Annotated in this window: 16 protein-coding genes; 10 read left to right on the forward strand and 6 right to left on the reverse strand. The window is 71.2% G+C overall.

What is annotated here, in order from left to right:
- The first annotated feature begins 128 nt into the window (after positions 1 to 128).
- The 4 genes from BLW14_RS19110 to BLW14_RS19125 all read left to right on the forward strand — a co-directional run bounded on the left by BLW14_RS19110 (position 129) and on the right by BLW14_RS19125 (position 6,810).
- On the forward strand, positions 129 to 1,829 hold the full coding sequence (locus BLW14_RS19110) for an outer membrane protein assembly factor BamB family protein (RefSeq protein ID WP_093708460.1): 1,701 nt from the start codon (positions 129 to 131) through the stop codon (positions 1,827 to 1,829).
- A gap of 248 nt (positions 1,830 to 2,077) precedes the next feature.
- Positions 2,078 to 3,949, forward strand: a complete 1,872-nt coding sequence (locus BLW14_RS19115; protein WP_093708461.1) for an outer membrane protein assembly factor BamB family protein — start codon at positions 2,078 to 2,080, stop codon at positions 3,947 to 3,949.
- A gap of 109 nt (positions 3,950 to 4,058) precedes the next feature.
- Positions 4,059 to 5,996, forward strand: coding sequence for an outer membrane protein assembly factor BamB family protein (locus tag BLW14_RS19120; RefSeq protein WP_093708462.1), 1,938 nt, complete (start codon positions 4,059 to 4,061; stop codon positions 5,994 to 5,996).
- Between the two features lie 121 nt (positions 5,997 to 6,117).
- On the forward strand, positions 6,118 to 6,810 hold the full coding sequence (locus tag BLW14_RS19125; RefSeq protein WP_018524814.1) for a response regulator transcription factor: 693 nt from the start codon (positions 6,118 to 6,120) through the stop codon (positions 6,808 to 6,810).
- Positions 6,811 to 6,841: 31 nt separating this feature from the next.
- Here the strand turns inward: BLW14_RS19125 and BLW14_RS19130 are convergent, their stop codons facing one another.
- Both BLW14_RS19130 and BLW14_RS19135 read right to left on the reverse strand, forming a co-directional pair.
- Positions 6,842 to 7,135, reverse strand: a complete 294-nt coding sequence (locus BLW14_RS19130) for a hypothetical protein (protein ID WP_093708463.1) — start codon at positions 7,133 to 7,135, stop codon at positions 6,842 to 6,844.
- A gap of 15 nt (positions 7,136 to 7,150) precedes the next feature.
- On the reverse strand, positions 7,151 to 8,821 hold the full coding sequence (locus BLW14_RS19135) for a sodium:solute symporter family protein (RefSeq protein WP_018524812.1): 1,671 nt from the start codon (positions 8,819 to 8,821) through the stop codon (positions 7,151 to 7,153).
- Between the two features lie 238 nt (positions 8,822 to 9,059).
- Between BLW14_RS19135 and galT the strand changes: the two genes are divergently transcribed.
- Genes galT through galK form a run of 3 tightly spaced genes read left to right on the forward strand, consistent with a single transcriptional unit; the run spans position 9,060 to position 12,246 of the window.
- Positions 9,060 to 10,103 (forward strand): galactose-1-phosphate uridylyltransferase, encoded by a 1,044-nt coding sequence (gene galT, locus BLW14_RS19140; protein ID WP_093708464.1) that lies wholly within the window; start codon positions 9,060 to 9,062, stop codon positions 10,101 to 10,103.
- Entirely contained in the window at positions 10,100 to 11,080 is a 981-nt protein-coding gene (gene galE, locus BLW14_RS19145) for a UDP-glucose 4-epimerase GalE (protein WP_093708465.1), read from the forward strand. Before galT ends, galE begins: the two co-directional genes overlap by 4 nt.
- Complete coding sequence (galK, locus tag BLW14_RS19150; protein ID WP_093708466.1) at positions 11,077 to 12,246, forward strand: galactokinase; 1,170 nt, start codon at positions 11,077 to 11,079, stop codon at positions 12,244 to 12,246. Before galE ends, galK begins: the two co-directional genes overlap by 4 nt.
- 40 nt (positions 12,247 to 12,286) lie before the next feature.
- On the opposite strand, the gene BLW14_RS19155 is transcribed toward galK, so the two are convergent.
- Positions 12,287 to 12,730, reverse strand: a complete 444-nt coding sequence (locus tag BLW14_RS19155) for a GNAT family N-acetyltransferase (protein ID WP_093708467.1) — start codon at positions 12,728 to 12,730, stop codon at positions 12,287 to 12,289.
- Positions 12,731 to 12,926: 196 nt separating this feature from the next.
- Between BLW14_RS19155 and BLW14_RS19160 the strand changes: the two genes are divergently transcribed.
- Positions 12,927 to 13,733 (forward strand): response regulator transcription factor, encoded by an 807-nt coding sequence (locus BLW14_RS19160; RefSeq protein ID WP_218137685.1) that lies wholly within the window; start codon positions 12,927 to 12,929, stop codon positions 13,731 to 13,733.
- On the opposite strand, the gene BLW14_RS19165 is transcribed toward BLW14_RS19160, so the two are convergent.
- The gene (locus BLW14_RS19165) at positions 13,692 to 14,189 is read right to left on the reverse strand and encodes a MarR family winged helix-turn-helix transcriptional regulator (protein ID WP_093708469.1); all 498 of its coding nucleotides are present in this window, start codon (positions 14,187 to 14,189) and stop codon (positions 13,692 to 13,694) included. The two genes, BLW14_RS19160 and BLW14_RS19165, sit on opposite strands and share 42 nt — an antisense overlap.
- Positions 14,190 to 14,276: 87 nt before the next feature.
- On the opposite strand from BLW14_RS19165, the gene BLW14_RS19170 reads away from it, so the two are divergent.
- Both BLW14_RS19170 and BLW14_RS19175 read left to right on the forward strand, forming a co-directional pair.
- A complete protein-coding gene (locus tag BLW14_RS19170; RefSeq protein ID WP_093708470.1) occupies positions 14,277 to 15,077 on the forward strand; it encodes a trans-aconitate 2-methyltransferase in 801 nt (266 codons plus the stop codon).
- The gene (locus BLW14_RS19175) at positions 15,074 to 15,439 is read left to right on the forward strand and encodes a VOC family protein (RefSeq protein ID WP_093708471.1); all 366 of its coding nucleotides are present in this window, start codon (positions 15,074 to 15,076) and stop codon (positions 15,437 to 15,439) included. Before BLW14_RS19170 ends, BLW14_RS19175 begins: the two co-directional genes overlap by 4 nt.
- A gap of 27 nt (positions 15,440 to 15,466) precedes the next feature.
- Here BLW14_RS19175 and BLW14_RS19180 read toward each other — a convergent pair whose 3' ends face one another.
- Together BLW14_RS19180 and BLW14_RS19185 are read right to left on the reverse strand one after the other, a co-directional pair.
- The gene (locus tag BLW14_RS19180) at positions 15,467 to 16,153 is read right to left on the reverse strand and encodes a TetR/AcrR family transcriptional regulator (protein ID WP_093708472.1); all 687 of its coding nucleotides are present in this window, start codon (positions 16,151 to 16,153) and stop codon (positions 15,467 to 15,469) included.
- Entirely contained in the window at positions 16,150 to 17,133 is a 984-nt protein-coding gene (locus BLW14_RS19185) for an acyl-CoA desaturase (RefSeq protein ID WP_093708473.1), read from the reverse strand. The genes BLW14_RS19180 and BLW14_RS19185 overlap by 4 nt, the downstream gene beginning before the upstream one ends.
- Positions 17,134 to 17,326: the final 193 nt, after the last annotated feature.

Raw genomic sequence — 17,326 nt, forward strand, 5'->3', positions numbered from 1 at the left:
CGTAGCAACGATGCGGCAACGGGTGTGACTGCGGGGGCCCGTGGGGCGGGTGGTAGAAAGAGGACTCGCCCGGTACGGGGTACGAACGTGCCGCTTCGCAGGCGACAACGGAACAGGGGGACCGGTAGATGAGTCAGCCGCCCGGACAGCAGCCGCCGCAGGACGGGTTCGGAGCACCGTACGATCCGGCGACCGGCCCGTACACACAGCCCGGCTACGGCTACCCGCCGCAGGGTCACGGACAGGCCCAGCCCGGCCCCTACGCCCAGCCCGGCCCCTACGCCCAGCCCGGCCCGTACACGCAGCCGGGCCTGCACCAGATGCCCACCCAGCAGTACGGCGCCCCGCCGCCGGGCGGCCCGCAGGGCGGAGGCGGACGGTTCCGCGGCAGGGGCGCGAAGATCGTCGGGGCCGTGGTCGCCGTGGCGCTCCTCGCCGGCGCCGGGATCTGGTTCGCCACCGGCGGGAACGGGGACGACGACAAGCCCCTGTCGGGCCCGACCCACTCCGCGAAGCCCACGGTGACGCCGTCGCCGACCAAGGGCGGGGCCACCGGGGAACCGGTGGTCAGCCCGGAGGAGGAGGCGCGGACCATCAACGCCGGCGTGAAGCCCGGCGAGGCGAAGGTCGCCTGGATCCAGAAGGGCGGCATCGACCTGCCGCGCTACGGCGACGACATGTTCGGCCCCTGGTTCGCCGGGGACACCGTCGCCAGGGCGCTGTTCAAGACGGTCTCCGGCTATTCGGTCGCGGACGGCACCCTGAAGTGGACCCTCCGGCTGCCCACCCGGATGTGCGCGGCCCCCTCGCAGCCCACCGCCGACGGCAAGATCGTCCTCGGGATCAGGCACGACACCACGGAGGGCTCCGACTGCGACACGCTGCAGATGGTCGACGTGCGGACCGGCAAGGCCGGGTGGCGCAAGTCGTTCGTCCGCAAGGGCCTCTGGGACGGTCTCTCCGACCTCGCGATGTCCATCAACGGCGACACCGTCACCGCCGGACGCACCGGCCGCACCGAAGGCTTCCGGGTCAGCGACGGCAAGAAGCTCTTCGGCCAACGCGAGGACCCGTGCCAGCCGTTCGGCCTGGCCAGCGGCCCGGTCGCCATAGCCGCGGTCAGCTGCCACACCGCCGACGACCAGTACAAGGACCAGCGGGTCGAGCGCATCGACCCGGCCACCGGCAAGACCCTGTGGTCGTACAAGCTCAAGAAGATCTGGGAGGTCGGGCAGATCTACTCGGTCAGCCCGCTGGTGATCTCGCTCAAGCAGTCGGACGACCCCGACAAGTGGGCGATCCTCGCCCTCAACGCCGACGGCACCTACCGCTCCCAGCTTTCCGGAGGACCGGACAACCTCCAGGTCAACTGCGACGAGCACCTGATGACGAGCAAGGGGAACCTGGACAACTGCGTGGGTGTGGCCGCCGACGCGAACACGTTCTACATGCACACCGGGATCGACGCGGTCGCCGGCCACGGCAACAAGATCGTCGCGTTCGACCTCTCCACCGGCAAGTACCGCTGGTCGGCGGACGGGCCGGGCGGTCAGACCGCCATCCCGGTGCGCACGGAGGGCGGCAAGCTGCTGATGTACGTGGAGGCGATGAAGGGGAAGGGCGGCGGGATCGCCTCGCTCCCCTCCACCGGCGGCACCCCGCGCTTCGTGCTGCGCCACCCGGTGTCCGGCGTCGACCTGGAGCGCGGCTTCTACGAACCGCGCATCACGTACACCGGCGGGCGCACCTTCCTGTCGCGGACGAGGGTCTCCGGCGAGAAGGACGGGGACGAGATCGAGGCGCGGTCCATGGCGGTCTTCGAGAACTGACGGGCCGGAGCATCACGGCTCCATCACGGCCCGGTCCTCCCTTGGGAACAGGGGTGGACCGAACCGGAAGACCCCCTCCGGCGGGTGGTACAAAGAAGTCCCGCTCGACTGACGTGACACTGCGGGATCCATGCCCGATTCGCTCCATTCCGTCGTGGTCCGGGGGGTCTTGACCGACCCGGGGACCACCGGCGGGATCGCGGGGGAGTCCGGAACGGGCACCGGACCGCACGAAGGGGGACGCGCTGATGACCCAGCCGCCCGGACAGCAACCGCCGCAGGGAGGCTTCGGCGCTCCGCAGGAGCCGTCGAACGGGGTACCGCAGCCGCCCCAGGGCCCGCCGCAGACTCCGCCGCCGCCGGCCGCCCCGCCGCAGGCCCCCGCCGCGCCGCCGACCCCGCCTCCCACGCAGCCGGGCTACGGCTACCCGCAGCAGCCGGGCCCGTACGACAAGCCCCAGCAGCCCGGACCGTACGGCCAGCAGCCGCAGCAGCCGGGCCCCTACGGCCAGCAGCCGCAGCAGCCCGGGCCCTACGGGCAGCCGCAGGCCGGTCCGTACGGACAGCCGCAGCAGCCGGGGCCGTACAACCAGCAGACGCAGGCCGGGTACGGCTTCCCGCCGCAGCAGTACCCCGGCGCGCCCGTTCCCCCCGGCCCCGGCGGTCCGTCCAAGCGCAAGCCCCTCCTGATCGCCGGTGCCGCGGTGGTCGCGCTGCTGCTCGTCGGTGGCGGCGTCTACCTGGCGACCAGCGGGGACGACAGCGGCAACGACAAGCCGGTCGCCAAGAAGAGCGAGCAGGTGACGAAGCCGTCCGTCTCGCCCTCCGTGGACGACGGCGACGGCAACGGCACCGGGCGGGAGGACGACGACCTCAACAGCGGCCGCAAGGACGGCGAGGCCAAGGTCCTCTGGCTCCAGAAGAACGACGTCGACCTGCCGCGCAACGGCGCGGACGTGTACGGCCCCTGGATCGTCGGCGACACGATCGTCAAGGGCATGTACCGCACGGTCTCCGGCTACTCGGTGGCCGACGGCGCACAGAAGTGGACGCTGAAGCTTCCGGCGGACATCTGCTCCGCGCCCGAGCAGACCACCGCCGACGGCAAGATCGTCATAGCGATCAAGAACGGCACCACCGACAAGGCCGACTGCTCCGCGCTCCAGCAGATCGACCTCAACACCGGCAAGGCGGGGTGGAAGAAGGAGGTCAAGAAGAGCGGCCTCTTCGACATGATGTCGGACCTCTCCATGGCCATCAGCGGCGACACCGTGACGGCCGGCCGCACCGGTGCCGCCAACGCCTTCCGGGTGAGCGACGGCAAGGAGGTGTTCGGCAAGCGGTCCGGCACCTGCCAGCCGTTCGCGTTCGCCGGCGGCGCCAAGCTGATCGCCGCGGTCAACTGCCGTACCAGCGACGTCAACAACCCGCAGCACGAGATCGAGGAGCTGGACCCGAACACCGGCAAGGCCAAGTGGACCTACAAGCCCGCCCGCGGCTGGGAGGTCGACAAGGTCTACTCGGTGACCCCGCTCATCGTGTCCCTCACCAAGGGCAGCAGCAGCGACGACAAGAAGTGGAGCATCCTCGCGCTCCGCGAGAACGGCACGCTCCGCTCCCAGCTGATCGGTGACAAGAACGACAAGTTCGCCCCGGACTGCGGCGGCGGCTTCACCATCTTCGGCCAGCGCCTCGACGGCTGCACCGGGGTCGCGGCCGACGCCAACACCTTCTACATGGCGACGCAGGACGACACCAGCGGCACCGCCCGCACCAACAAGGTCGTCGCGTTCAACCTGAACACCGGCAAGCCGAAGTGGAAGGCCGACTCCCCGTCGGAGCAGACCATGAAGCCGCTGCGGATGGAGGGCGGCGACGTCCTGCTCTACGTGGACGGCGGCTACGGCAAGGGCGGGGGCATCGCCACCCTCTCCCCGTCGGGCGGCAGCCCGAAGACCGTCCTCCAGCACCCGGAGTCGACCTCGTCGGTCGAGCGGTCGTTCTACAACCCGAAGGTCCTGTACGCGGACGGCCGTTCGTTCATCGCGAGCGGGCGGGTCAGCGCGAGCAACGACAAGGAAGAGCTGGAGACGAAGACCATGATGGCCTTCGGCAGCTGACGGCTCAGCACCGCCCGGACGAACCCCTGCCGGCCGCGGACGGGCACAGCCCCGCCCGCGGCCGGCCCCGGCCCACCGACCGCCCCCCTTTCCCGAGGTACGCAACGCCATGACCCAGCCGCCCCAGCAGCCGCCCAACGATCCGCCCCAGGGCCCGCCCCCGGGCGGCTTCGGTGCGCCGCAGGACCCGCCGCCCGGCGGCTTCGGCGCCCCGACCCCGCCGCCGTCCGGCGACCCGTTCGGCAAGCCGCCGGCCACCCCGCCCGCCCCGGCGACCCCGCCCCCGGCCACCCCGCCCCCGGGCGGCTACGGCTCCCCGCCGCCCCCCGGCCCGCCCCAGCAGCAGCCGGGCTACGGCTACCCGCAGGCGCAGCCGCCGACCCAGCCGGGCTACGGCTTCCCGCAGGGCCAGCCGCCGACCCAGCCGGGCTACGGCTTCCCGCAGCAGGGCCAGCCGCCCACGCAGCCGGGCTACGGCTTCCCGCAGCAGGGCCAGCAGCAGCCGTACGGCTACCCGACCGCACCCATGCAGCCGGCCGCCCCGTACCCGCCCCAGCAGGGCGGCAACGGGCAGAAGAAGTTCTCCACGCAGGCGCAGATCATCGTCGGCGCCGTGGTGGCCGTCGCACTGATCGTCGGCGGCGGCATCTGGTACGTCTCCAAGGACGGGGACGGCAAGAAGGACGAGGCGGGCACCTCCGCCGGCACCACGGGTGAGAACAAGGGCGGCAGCGGCGGCGACAAGGACGGCGGCTCCACCGGAGGCGGCGGCAAGGAGAAGGCCCCGGCGAACGTCGATTCGACCGTCGGCTTCCAGCTCCCGCAGCCCAAGGTCACCGACGTCACCACCGTCTCCGGCTCCTGGGTCACCGACAAGGCGTACGTGAAGACGGGCGTCAACGAGATCGTCGGCTACGACCTGGACAAGGGCACCAAGCTCTGGTCGATCCCGCTGGAGGGCCAGCTCTGCGCCGCCTCCGCGCACATGAGCAAGGACTTCAAGACGGCCATCGCCTTCGAGGAGACCAAGCGCAGCAAGACCACCAAGTACGCCAGCTGCAACCGGATCGGCGCGCTCGACCTGACCACCGGCAAGCTCATCTGGAGCAAGCAGGTCACCGCGTCCAGCAGCGGTGACAACGCCGTCCGGTTCGACGAGGTCACCGTCAGCGGCAACACCGTCGCCGCCGGCGGCAGCGACGGCGGCGCCGCCTTCAAGCTCGACACCGGCGCCGAGCTGTGGAAGCCGAAGGTCTCCACCGACGGCTGCTACGACAAGGGGTACGGCGGCGGCGAGGCCCTCGCCGTGGTCCGCAAGTGCGGTTCGTACGACGACCCGCAGCTCATCATCCAGGCGCTGAACCCGACGACCGGCGCCCCGCTCTCCTCGTACAAGATGCCGCCCGGCGTCGACTACGCGAGCATCGTCTCCACCAAGCCGCTCGTCGTCGCCGCCGACGTCGGCGACACCGCCGGTGACGGCAGTGGCATCTCGGACTTCTTCTCGATCGACGAGGCCACCGGCAAGCTGAAGATCCGCATCTCCGCCGACGCGGAGAAGTACGCGGCCAACTGCCGCTCCACCAAGGTCGAGAGCTGCCAGCACCTCGCCGTCGGCAACAACCGCATCTACCTGCCGACCGAGGAGCACGACGGCACCGGCGAGAGCTTCAGCCGGACCAACGAGATCGTCTCCTTCGACCTCACCACCGGCAAGCAGACCGGCGACCGGGCCGACGCGGGCGAGAAGTTCACGATGTTCCCGCTGCGCATGGACGGCGGCAACATCATCGCGTACCGCGAACCCCCGTACGACAAGGGCGGTGAGGTCGTCTCCATCGACGGCAGCACCTTCAAGCAGACGGTCCTCATGCGCAACCCGGCCGACGAGGCCATCCGGGACGCGGAGACCAGCTTCTCCTCGGACTATGCCGAATTCCGGTACGAGCAGGGCCGGTTCTTCATCTCCGAGACGATGATCAGCGCACCGCGCAAGACCACGTACGACGACAAGGAGTACCTGGTGGTGTCCTTCCGCACCAGCTGAGTACGCGCACGCGTGTGGGGGTGGAACCGGCCGGTTCCACCCCCACACGCGTATCCGGCCGTGTAACTTGCAGGCCCTGGAGGGCCGGGGGGCCCGGGACGGTGTACAGGGGGATGGGGAGATGAGCGTCCGGCTCATGGTGGTCGACGACCACCGGCTGCTCGCCGAGGCGCTCGCCTCGGCGCTGAAACTGCGCGGTCACCGGGTGCTGGCCGCCGCCGCGCCCACCACCGGGGCCGCCGACCTCGTCGTCGGACGGGCACCGGAGGTCTGCCTGTTCGGCACCGCGTCGCCCGCCGTGCCCGGGACCTTCGACCCCGTCGTCCGGATCAGGCGGGAGCGCCCGCAGACCGCGGTCGTGGTGCTCGGCCCGGTGCCCAGCCCCCGGGGCATCGCCGCCGCCTTCGCGGCCGGGGCCGCCGGGTACGTCCGGCACGACGAGCGCATCGAGGGCGTGGAGCGCGCCATGGTGAAGGCCCGCTCCGGGGAGGCGGCCATCGCGCCGCAACTCCTCCAGGCCGCCTTCGCCGAGCTGCTCGACCCGGTGGAGCAGCCCGACGACGAGGGCCGCCGGCTGCTGAGGATGCTCACCCCGCGCGAGGTGGAGGTGCTGGTCCGGGTCGCGGAGGGCGAGGACACCCGGCTGATCGCGGCCGGGATGCGGATCGCGCCGAGCACCGCGCGTACGCACGTCCAGCGCGTCCTGATGAAGCTCGGCGTCGGCTCCCGGCTGGAGGCCGCCGCGCTGGCCGCCCGTACCGGGCTGCTGGACCGGGCGGCGGTGACGCGGCAGGGGCCGGACCCCGTCGGCTGACGGTGTCCGGCCCCTGCGGAGCGACGGCGTACTACTTCTCAGGGGTGGTGTCCTCCGGGGCGTGCGCCGGGGCCTGGGCCGGGCGCAGCTTCATCCAGACCAGGAAGAACAGGCCGAGCGCCAGCATGGCGAGGCCGGTCCAGAGGTTGATGTGGACGCCCTGGGCCTTCTTCAGGTCCGCGTCGGACGGGCTGATCCCGGCGATCGTCACGATGATCCCGTAGACCACGAAGAGGCCGCCGATGATCCGCCGGATGTCGAAGAGGCGGGCCGCCGTGGCGGACTTCTGCTCCAGGTCGGAGACTTCCTTGTGCAGGTCGGACATGGTGGGTTACTCCGATCAGAACGAGTAGGGGACGTAGCACAGGGCGGCGAGCACGATGGCTCCCCAGCCCAGGAGTGCGGGCCTGCGGTACCAGGCGCTGTCGCCCTCGTCGGGCACCTCGGCGGCGTCCGGGGACTCGGTTCCGTAGACGAGGCCGGCGAGTTCGGCCTCGGGCTTGGGAGCGGTGAAGAGCGTGACCGCGATCATGACGACCGCGCCGGCGACGAAGCCGACGATCGCGGAGACGAAGTTGGCGCCCTGGTCGCTCGGGATGTCGATGACACCCTGCTTGTAGATGACGAAGTAGTTGACCATCGCGGCAGTGGTGCCGGCCAGCAGGCCCCAGACACCGGACTTCATCGAGGCGCGCTTCCAGAACATGCCGATGATGAACACCACGAAGAGCGGCACGTTGAAGAACGAGAAGAGCGTCTGCAGGTAGCTCATGATGTTGGAGAAGCTGGCGGCGATGAACGCGGTGCCGATGGAGGCCAGCACGCCGAGCGCCGTGATCAGCCGGCCGAAGCGCAGGTAGTACGCGTCCGGCTGGTCCTTCTTCACGTACCGCGCCCAGATGTCCGTGGTGAACACGGTGTTGAACGAGGAGACGTTGGCGGCCATGCCCGCCATGAACGCGGCCAGCAGACCGGTCACCGCGATGCCGAGCACACCGTTGGGCAGCAGCTCGCGCATCAGCAGCGGGATCGCGTCGTTGTACGTGGTGTCCGAGCCGGCGGCGCCGATGTTCGGCACGACCACGGCGGCGACGAGGCCCGGGATCATCACGAGGAAGACGATGAACATCTTCGGGAAGGCGGCGATCAGCGGGGTGCGCTGGGCGGCCGAGAGGTTCTTCGCGGACAGGGCCCGCTGGACCTCGGCGAAGTTCGTCGTCCAGTAGCCGAAGGAGAGCACGAAGCCCAGGCCGAGGATGATCGTCAGCCAGTTGGCGCCGAGCGGGTTGGCGTCACCGATGGAGGTGCCGCCCCAGGCCGTCATGAAGTCGTGGCCGTGGCTCTTCTCCAGCGAGTCGCTGAGCCCGTCCCAGCCACCGACGCGCTTGAGGCCCAGCAGGGTCAGCGGGATCAGCGCGGCGAGGATGACGAAGAACTGGAGCACCTCGTTGTAGATCGCGGAGGAGAGCCCGCCGATCGTGATGTAGACGAGGACGAAGAGGCCCGCGACGACGATCGCGACCCACTGCGGCCAGCCGAGGAGCGCCTCCACGACGATCGACAGGGCGTACAGGTTGACGCCCGCGATGAGGATCGCCGAGAAGGCGAAGAGTATGGAGCTCAGCAGGTGCGCCGACTTGTCGAAGCGGTGGAGCAGGAACTCCGGGACGGAGCGCACCTTGGAGCGGTAGTAGAACGGCATCATCACGAGGCCGAGAAAGACCATCGCGGGGATGGCACCGATCCAGTACCAGTGCACCACCGCGACGCCGTACTGCGCGCCCGTCGCCGCCATGCCGAGGATCTCGGTGGCACCGAGATTCGCCGCGACGAAGGCCAGACCGGTCACCCATGCGGGCAGTGACCGTCCGGAGAGGAAGAAGTCCAGGCTGGTCTTCACGCTCGCCCGGGCGGCGAAGCCGATGCCGAGGACGACGGCGAAGTAGATCGCCAGGATCGTGTAGTCGAGCCCGTTCGTGGGGAGCCGGAGCCCTGCTGCCAGATATTGCATGTGGGGGTCTCGCTTCGTTGCGCGAACTGAACCCGAAGGAAACTACGCTCTTGTGTTCGGAAAGTGAACAGTTCCCAAGGGGTTCTTTGTTTGTTTGTGATCGTATTGCCGGAATCACAGCCTTCAGGACGGCCGTGATCCTCCTCGCATCGCCCGTCTGCCCACCGGCGTCGACTCATTGACGCAACTGTTGACTTGTGGTTCATTGTGTTTGCTTATGTTGGGTGGGAGGAGCCTGGTGAAGAAGACGGTTACGACGCTCGCCGACGGCCGGGAGCTGATCTACTACGACAGCCGCGAGGACAGGGCACGCAAGACCGTCGACACGCGCCCCCTCGACGCCGTCTCCACCTCGTCCGAGATCCGGCGCGACCCCCTGCTCGGCGACAGCGTGGCCATCGCCTCGCACCGCCAGGGCCGGACCTACCACCCGCCCGCCGACGAGTGCCCCCTGTGCCCCTCGCGCGAGGGCCGGCAGAGCGAGATCCCGGAGCCCGACTACGACGTCGCCGTCTTCGAGAACCGCTTCCCCTCGCTCGCCGGCGACTCCGGCCGCTGCGAGGTCGTCTGCTTCACCTCCGACCACGACGCCTCCTTCGCCGACCTCACCGAGGAGCAGGCCGGGCTCGTCCTGGACGCCTGGACCGACCGCACCGCGGCCCTGTCCCGGCTCCCGCAGGTCAAGCAGGTGTTCTGCTTCGAGAACCGGGGCGCCGAGATCGGCGTCACGCTCGGCCACCCGCACGGCCAGATCTACGGCTACCCCTTCGTCACCCCGCGCACCGAGCTGATGCTGCGCTCGATGGCCGCCCACCACGCGAAGACCGGCCGCAACCTCTTCGACGACGTGGTGGCCCGCGAGGAGGCCGACGGCTCCCGGATCGTCCTCGCCGCCGAGCACTGGATCGCCTTCGTCCCGTACGCCGCCCACTGGCCGTACGAGGTCCACCTCCACCCGCGCCGCCGCGTCGCCGACCTGCGGGAGCTGGACAAGGAGGCGCGCACGGAGTTCCCACAGGTCTATCTGGAACTGTTGAGGCGATTCGACCGGATCTTCGGACCCGGAGAGCCGCCGACCCCGTACATCTCCGCCTGGCACCAGGCGCCGTTCGGGGTCCCCGGACGTGAGGACTTCGGGCTCCACCTCGAGCTCTTCACCATCCGACGGACCTCCGGCAAGCTGAAGTTCCTCGCGGGTTCCGAATCCGGCATGAGCGTGTTCATCAACGACGTGCCGCCGGAGACCGCGGCCCAGCGACTGCGAGAGGTAGCGAGCGAGTGAGCAAGTCCCCGAAGAAGTACCTGGTCACCGGTGGCGCCGGTTACGTGGGCAGTGTCGTCGCCCAGCACCTCCTCGAGGCCGGCCACGCCGTCACCGTCCTCGACGACCTCTCCACCGGCTTCCGCGAGGGCGTCCCGGCCGGCGCCGACTTCATCGAGGGCCGTATCCAGGACGCCGCGAAGTGGCTCGACGCCTCCTACGACGGGGTCCTGCACTTCGCCGCGTACTCCCAGGTCGGCGAGTCCGTCGCCGACCCCGAGAAGTACTGGGTCAACAACGTCGGCGGCTCCACCGCCCTGCTCGCCGCCATGCGCGACGCCGGGGTCCGCACTCTGGTCTTCTCGTCCACCGCGGCGACCTACGGCGAGCCGGTCTCCAGCCCCATCACGGAGTCCGACCCCACCGCCCCGACCAGCCCGTACGGCGCCACCAAGCTCGCCGTCGACCACATGATCACCGGTGAGGCCGCGGCCCACGGCCTGGCCGCCGTCTCGTTGCGCTACTTCAACGTGGCCGGGGCGTACGGCGACTGCGGCGAGCGGCACAGCCCCGAGTCCCACCTCATCCCGCTGGTGCTCCAAGTCGCCCTGGGACAGCGCGAGTCGATCTCCGTGTACGGCGACGACTACCCGACCCCGGACGGCACCTGCGTCCGCGACTACATCCACGTCGCGGACCTGGCCGAGGCGCACCTGCTCGCCCTGGACGCCGCCACCGCCGGCGAGCACCTGATCTGCAACCTCGGCAACGGCAACGGCTTCTCGGTCCGCGAGGTCATCGAGACGGTCCGCGAGGTCACCGGCCACCCCGTCCCCGAGACCGCGGCCCCGCGCCGCGGCGGCGACCCGGCCGTCCTCGTCGCCTCCGCCGCCACCGCCAGGGAGCGCCTCGGCTGGCAGCCGTCCCGCGCCGACCTGGCCGGAATCGTCTCCGACGCCTGGACGTTCGCCCGCCGAGAGGAGCCCACCGCACCATGACCGACGACCACGCAGAGCTCACCGCTTCCTTCACCGCGCTGTACGGAAGCGCCCCCGAGGGGATCTGGGCCGCACCCGGCCGGGTCAACCTGATCGGCGAGTACACCGACTTCAACGACGGCTTCGTCATGCCGCTCGCCCTCCCGCACACCGCCCGGGCCGCCGTCGCCCGCCGCACCGACGGCGAGCTGCGGCTGCACTCCACCGACGTGCCCGGCGGCGTCGTCCGGCTCCGCGTGGACGGGCTGACCCCGCACGAGGGCCACGGCTGGGCCGCCTACCCGGCCGGTGTCGTCTGGGCGCTGCGGGAGGCCGGCCACGAGATCACCGGCGCCGACATCCAGCTGACCTCCACCGTCCCCACCGGCGCCGGGCTCTCCTCGTCCGCCGCCCTCGAAGTCGTCACAGGCCTCGCGCTCAACGACCTCTTCGGCCTCGGCCTGGACGCGGCGGAGCTCGCGGTGATCGCCCAGCGCGCCGAGAACGCGTTCGTCGGCGTGCCCTGCGGCGTCATGGACCAGATGGCGTCCGCCTGCTGCACCGAGGGCCATGCCCTGCACCTGGACACCCGCGACCTCGGCCGCCGCCAGGTCCCCTTCGACCTCGCCGCGCACGGGCTGCGGCTCCTGGTCGTCGACACCCGCGTCAAGCACGCGCTGGGCGACGGGGCGTACGCGGAGCGCCGGGCGGGCTGCGAGGAGGGCGCACGCCTGCTCGGCATAGGCACCCTGCGCGACCTGCCGTACGAGGAGCTGGACGCCGCGCTCGGCCGGCTGGCGGAGGCCGGCGCGGACGAGTCCGTCGTGCGCTACGTGCGCCATGTGGTCGGCGACAACCAGCGCGTCGAGCAGGTCATCGCGCTGCTGGACGCGGGCGACGTGCGCGCGGCCGGCCCGGTCCTCACGGCGGGGCACCTCTCGCTCCGCGACGACCTGCGGGTCTCCTGCGTGGAGCTGGACCTCGTGGTCGAGGCGGCGAACGCGGCCGGGGCGCTCGGCGCCCGCATGACCGGGGGCGGCTTCGGCGGCTCCGCGATCGTGCTGGTCGAGGAGGCGCAGGCGGACACCGTCACCAAGTCCGTGCTGGAGGCGTTCACTTCGGCCGGCTACGGCACACCGGGCGTCTTCCCCGCGGTGCCGTCGGCGGGCGCGCGCCGGCTCGTCTGACCAGGGGGCGGGTGCCCGTCCGTACGGGCACCCGCGAAGGTCAGCCGAGTTCCTTCGTGAGGGTGAACTCCGTGACGCCCGGCGGGAAGTCCTCCACCCGCCCGCGTACCTCGTACCCCTGCTTCCGGTAGAAGCCGGGGGCCTGGAAGTCCCACGTCTCCACCCGGGAGCGGACGCAGGACCGGTCCTCCCGCGCCACCCGCTCCGCCTCGGCGAGCACCCGCGCGCCCAGGCCGGAACCCCGGTGCGCGGGATCCACCCACAGCAGTTCCAGATGGAGCCAGCTCGCCCAGGTCCGGGCCGCGAGACCGCCCGCGAGGCGCCCCTCGGCATCCAGTGCCCAGACGTGCAGCGGCTCCTCCTGCGCGTCCGGGCGCCGGCGCAGGGCGCTCATGTGCGCTGAGCGTGCGGTGTTGTCGTCCCGCAGCAGCCGATGCAGCCGGGCACGCCGTTCCTTGTCCACTTCTGTCTCAAGTCGGAACATGCGCCCCAGAGTAGGGCGCACCCCCGGACAAGTTCCGCCAATTACCCTCCCCCCGGTTCCCCCGCCCTTACTCTGATGCTCAGCGCCGGCGGGGGGCCTGCGCCGCATTCAGGGGTACGAGACAGCCGGGCGCGGTACCCGCGCGGGTCCGGCCCCGCCGGGGGGACGCACGCTTCGGGGCGCCCCATCACACAGCATGGGGGTGACTGTGGCCCGTATCCGGGTTCTCGTGGTCGACGACCACCGGATCTTCGCCGAATCGCTCGCCGCCGCGCTCGCGGCCGAGCCGGACGTCGAGGTGGCCGCGGCGGGCAGCGGCCCGGCGGCCCTGCGCTGCCTGGAGCGGGCGGTGTCGGAGGGCCGGGGGTACGACGTGCTGCTCGTCGACGCGGAGCTGGGCAACCTCGTCCCGCAGGCCCGCTCCGGCGCGGACCCGGTGCCCGCCCCGCGCAACGGGCGCAGTGGCCCGGTCGACGGGATCTCCCTGGTAGGCGCGGTCCGTGCCGCCCGCCCCTCGGTGCGTACGGTGGTGCTCGCCGAGAAGGACGACCCGGCCCGGGCCGCGCTGGCGCTGCAGGCCGGCGCCTGCGGCTGGGTCGCCAAGGACAGCTCGCTGCAACGGCTGCTGGCGGTGATCAGGGGGGTGCTGCGCGACGAGACGCATCTGCCCGCCGCGCTGCTGACGGGCGTGCTGCGGGAGCTGCTGGCCGACCGCAAGCACCGCACCGAGAGCGAGAAGCTCGTCGAGTCGCTGACCCCGCGCGAGCGCGAGGTGCTGCGGTGCATGGTGGCGGGCCTGGGCCGCAAGGCGGTCGCGGAGCGGCTGTTCCTGTCGCCGCACACGGTGCGGACGCACATGCAGAACGTGCTGGGGAAGCTGGATGTCCACTCGACGCTGGCCGCCGTGGCGCTGGCGCGGCGGGCCGGGGTCGGGCCCGTGGACCTGGAGCCGGGGCCCGCCCTAGCCGGGGACGTTGTCGAACGGGGCGGTCAACTGGCGTAGCAGCCCGGCCAGCTCGCCGCGCTGGGCGCGGGAGAGCTCGCCGAGGATGGCCCGCTCCTGGGCGAGGAGGCCGGCCAGCGACTGGTCGGCCTTGTCGCGGCCCTCGGCGGTGAGCCGGACCAGGACGCCGCGCCGGTCGCTGGGGTCGGGGAGGCGCTCGACGAGGTTCTTCTTGGTCAGGCGGTCGATGCGGTTGGTCATCGTGCCCGAGGTGACCAGGGTCTGGGTCAGCAGCTGGCCGGGGGAGAGCTGGTAGGGGGCGCCGGCCCGGCGCAGCGACGTGAGGACGTCGAACTCCCACGGCTCCAGCTGGTGCTCGGCGAAGGCGATGCGGCGGGCCCGGTCGAGGTGGCGCGCCAGGCGGGAGACGCGGCTGAGGACCTCGAGCGGTTCCACGTCGAGGTCGGGGCGCTCGCGGCGCCATGCAGCGACCAGACGGTCGACCTCGTCCTCCATGTGGATCAGTGTAGAGGGTCTGTCGACGTGAAGTCTCTTGAATTCAAGTGTCTTGACATCAAGATACTGGCTGATCATGCTGGACCCATGACCGCACCCCTCTGGGATCCGCAGCAGTACCTGCGCCACGCGGACCACCGCACCCGCCCCTTCCACGACCTCCTCGCCCGCGTCCCCGACCCGCCGGGCACCCCCGCACCCCGCATCGCCGACCTCGGCTGCGGCGCCGGCAACGTCACCGCCCTGCTCGCCGGGCGCTGGCCGCACGCCCGGATCACCGGCTACGACAACTCCCCGCAGATGCTGGAACGGGCCCGCGCCCACGCCACGGACCTGCTGGACTTCGCCGAGGCCGACGCCGCCACCTGGACGCCCTGTGAGCCGTACGGCCTGATCGTCTCCAACGCCCTGCTCCAATGGGTCCCCGGCCACGCCGGCCGCCTCCCGGACTGGCTGGACGGCCTGCTCCCCGGCGGCACCCTCGCCCTTCAGGTCCCCGGCAACTTCGACCAGCCCTCGCACGCCCTGATGCGCGAACTCGCCGGCTCCCCGCGCTGGCGCCCCCGCCTCGGCTCCCTGCTGCGCCATGCGGACGCCGTGCTGAGCCCCGCCGGATACCTGGACGCGCTGACCGGCCCCGGCACCACCGCCGACGTCTGGGAGACCACCTACCTCCACCTCCTGCCCGGCGAGGACCCCGTCCTGGACTGGGTCAAGGGCACCGGGCTGCGCCCCGTCCTCACCGCCCTCGCCGACGACGAGGAGGCCCGGGACGCCTTCCTCGCCGAGTACCGCGACCTGCTGCGCACCGCCTACCCGAGCGGCCCGCACGGCACGGTCTTCCCCTTCCGCCGCATCTTCGCCGTCGCCCACCGGGAGAACCGATGATCGCCTCGCTCGACCACGTCCAGCTCGCCGCCCCGCAGGGCAGCGAGGACGCGCTGCGCACGTACTACACGGATGTCCTCGGCATGACGGAGATCCCCAAGCCGCCGGTGCTCGCGGCCCGGGGCGGCTGCTGGTTCGCCGCCGGCCCGGTCCAGCTGCACCTGGGCATCGAGGCGGACTTCCACCCGGCCCGCAAGGCGCACCCGGGCCTGCGGGTCACGGGCATCGAGGCGTACGCGGCCCGGCTGGCCGAACGCGGCGCCGAGGTGGTCTGGGACGACAACCTGCCGGGCCACCGCCGCTTCTACAGCCACGACCCGGTGGGCAACCGGCTGGAATTCCTGGAGCCGGTCACCGGCTGAGCCCAGGCCCGGGCGACCGGGGGGCCGTCAGCTCTTGCGGTGCCCTATCAGCCGCGGCTTGGACTCCAGGTTCTCCAGGCCGTGCCAGGCCAGGTTCACCAGATGGGCCGCGACCTCCGCCTTCTTGGGCTTGCGCGCGTTCACCCACCACTGGCCGGTCAGCGCGACCATGCCCACCAGCGCCTGCGCGTACAGCGGGGCCAGCTTCGGGTCGAAGCCCCGGGCCTTGAACTCCAGGCCCAGGATGTCCTCCACCTGGGTGGCGATGTCGCTGATCAGGGAGGCGAAGGTGCCCGTCGACTGGGCGACCGGGGAGTCCCGGACCAGGATGCGGAACCCGTCGGTGTACGTCTCGATGTAATCCAGCAGCGCGAAGGCCGCCTGCTCGAGGAGCTCCCGCGGATGGCCCGCGGTCAGGGCGCCGGTCACCATGTCCAGGAGCTGGCGCATCTCCCGGTCCACCACGACCGCGTACAGCCCCTCCTTGCCGCCGAAGTGCTCGTAGACCACCGGCTTCGAGACCCCCGCCCGGGCGGCGATCTCCTCGACCGACGTGCCCTCGAAGCCCTTGTCGGCGAACAGGGTGCGACCGATGTCCAGCAGCTGCTCGCGGCGTTCCTTCCCCGTCATCCGCACCCGGCGCGCCCGCCGGCCGGAGGGAGCACGGGTGTTCTCGCTGCTTGCGCTGGAGTCGGTCGCCACGTCGTCCATCATGCCGCGTCGGCCGCCACGCGGTTGCGCCGGGCGTCGATACGGGCGTCGTCGGGCCAGCGCACGTCGTACGCCCAGCCGGCCTGCTCGAACCAGCGGATGAGGCGCGCGCTCGAATCGATCTGACCGCGCATCACGCCGTGCCGCGCGCTCGTCGGGTCAGCGTGGTGCAGGTTGTGCCACGACTCGCCGCACGACAGGATCGCCAGCCACCACACGTTGCCGGACTTGTCGCGGGACTTGAAGGGGCGCTTGCCGACCGCGTGGCAGATCGAGTTGATCGACCAGGTCACGTGGTGCAGCAGGGCCACCCGTACCAGCGAGCCCCAGAAGAACGCGGTCGCCGCGCCCCACCAGGACATCGTCACCAGGCCGCCGACCAGCGGGGGAATGGCCAGCGAGATGATCGTGAAGGTCAGGAAGTGGCGCGAGATGCCGCGGATCGCCGGGTCCTTGACCAGGTCCGGCGCGTACTTCTGCTGCGGCGTCCGCTCCTCGTCGAACATCCATGCGATGTGGGCCCACCACAGGCCCTTCAGCAGCGCCGGCAGCGTCTCGCCGAACCGCCACGGCGAGTGCGGGTCGCCCTCCGCGTCCGAGAACCGGTGGTGCTTGCGGTGATCGGCCACCCAGCGCACGATCGGGCCTTCGACGGCCAGCGAACCGGCCACGGCCAGGGCGATGCGGAGCGGACGCTTCGCCTTGAACGAGCCGTGCGTGAAGTACCGGTGGAAGCCGATCGTGATGCCGTGGCAGCCGATGAAGTACATCGCCACCATCAGACCCAGATCGAGCCAGCTCACACCGCGGCCCCAGGCCAGCGGCACCGCCGCGACCAGCGCCACGAACGGCACGACGATGAACAGCAGGAGCGCGATCTGCTCGATCGACCGCTTGTTGTCCCCGCCGAGCGTGGCGGAGGGAAGAGCCTGATCACCGGCCGCCGGAGCGGCGGCCTCGATCACATCGGGGCTGGTTTTCATGGGGAGTCCCCTGAGGGTGAGAACGGGACGGACAGCCGGGTTACGCATCCGTAACCTACGGCTTCGTAAGTATGGCAGCGCGAAGGCCCGCCCACGAGAGGACGAAACACCGCGCACAGACGCGCGAATACCGGGTAGACAGTCACCGCGTACCCCGGCCGGAGCCAATACCCACACAGGCCACCTTCCGGGG

It is taken from the genome of Streptomyces sp. 2131.1, from assembly GCF_900105515.1.
Lineage (GTDB): Bacteria > Actinomycetota > Actinomycetes > Streptomycetales > Streptomycetaceae > Streptomyces > Streptomyces drozdowiczii.

Coding starts and splice junctions, on each gene's coding strand:
- BLW14_RS19110 (WP_093708460.1), top strand. CDS start 129: ATGAGTCAGCCGCCCGGACAGCAGCCGCCGCAGGACGGGTTCGGAGCA.
- BLW14_RS19115 (WP_093708461.1), top strand. CDS start 2,078: ATGACCCAGCCGCCCGGACAGCAACCGCCGCAGGGAGGCTTCGGCGCT.
- BLW14_RS19120 (WP_093708462.1), top strand. CDS start 4,059: ATGACCCAGCCGCCCCAGCAGCCGCCCAACGATCCGCCCCAGGGCCCG.
- BLW14_RS19125 (WP_018524814.1), top strand. CDS start 6,118: ATGAGCGTCCGGCTCATGGTGGTCGACGACCACCGGCTGCTCGCCGAG.
- BLW14_RS19130 (WP_093708463.1), bottom strand. CDS start 7,135: ATGTCCGACCTGCACAAGGAAGTCTCCGACCTGGAGCAGAAGTCCGCC.
- BLW14_RS19135 (WP_018524812.1), bottom strand. CDS start 8,821: ATGCAATATCTGGCAGCAGGGCTCCGGCTCCCCACGAACGGGCTCGAC.
- galK (WP_093708466.1), top strand. CDS start 11,077: ATGACCGACGACCACGCAGAGCTCACCGCTTCCTTCACCGCGCTGTAC.
- BLW14_RS19155 (WP_093708467.1), bottom strand. CDS start 12,730: ATGTTCCGACTTGAGACAGAAGTGGACAAGGAACGGCGTGCCCGGCTG.
- BLW14_RS19160 (WP_218137685.1), top strand. CDS start 12,927: ATGGGGGTGACTGTGGCCCGTATCCGGGTTCTCGTGGTCGACGACCAC.
- BLW14_RS19165 (WP_093708469.1), bottom strand. CDS start 14,189: ATGGAGGACGAGGTCGACCGTCTGGTCGCTGCATGGCGCCGCGAGCGC.
- BLW14_RS19170 (WP_093708470.1), top strand. CDS start 14,277: ATGACCGCACCCCTCTGGGATCCGCAGCAGTACCTGCGCCACGCGGAC.
- BLW14_RS19175 (WP_093708471.1), top strand. CDS start 15,074: ATGATCGCCTCGCTCGACCACGTCCAGCTCGCCGCCCCGCAGGGCAGC.
- BLW14_RS19180 (WP_093708472.1), bottom strand. CDS start 16,153: ATGATGGACGACGTGGCGACCGACTCCAGCGCAAGCAGCGAGAACACC.
- BLW14_RS19185 (WP_093708473.1), bottom strand. CDS start 17,133: ATGAAAACCAGCCCCGATGTGATCGAGGCCGCCGCTCCGGCGGCCGGT.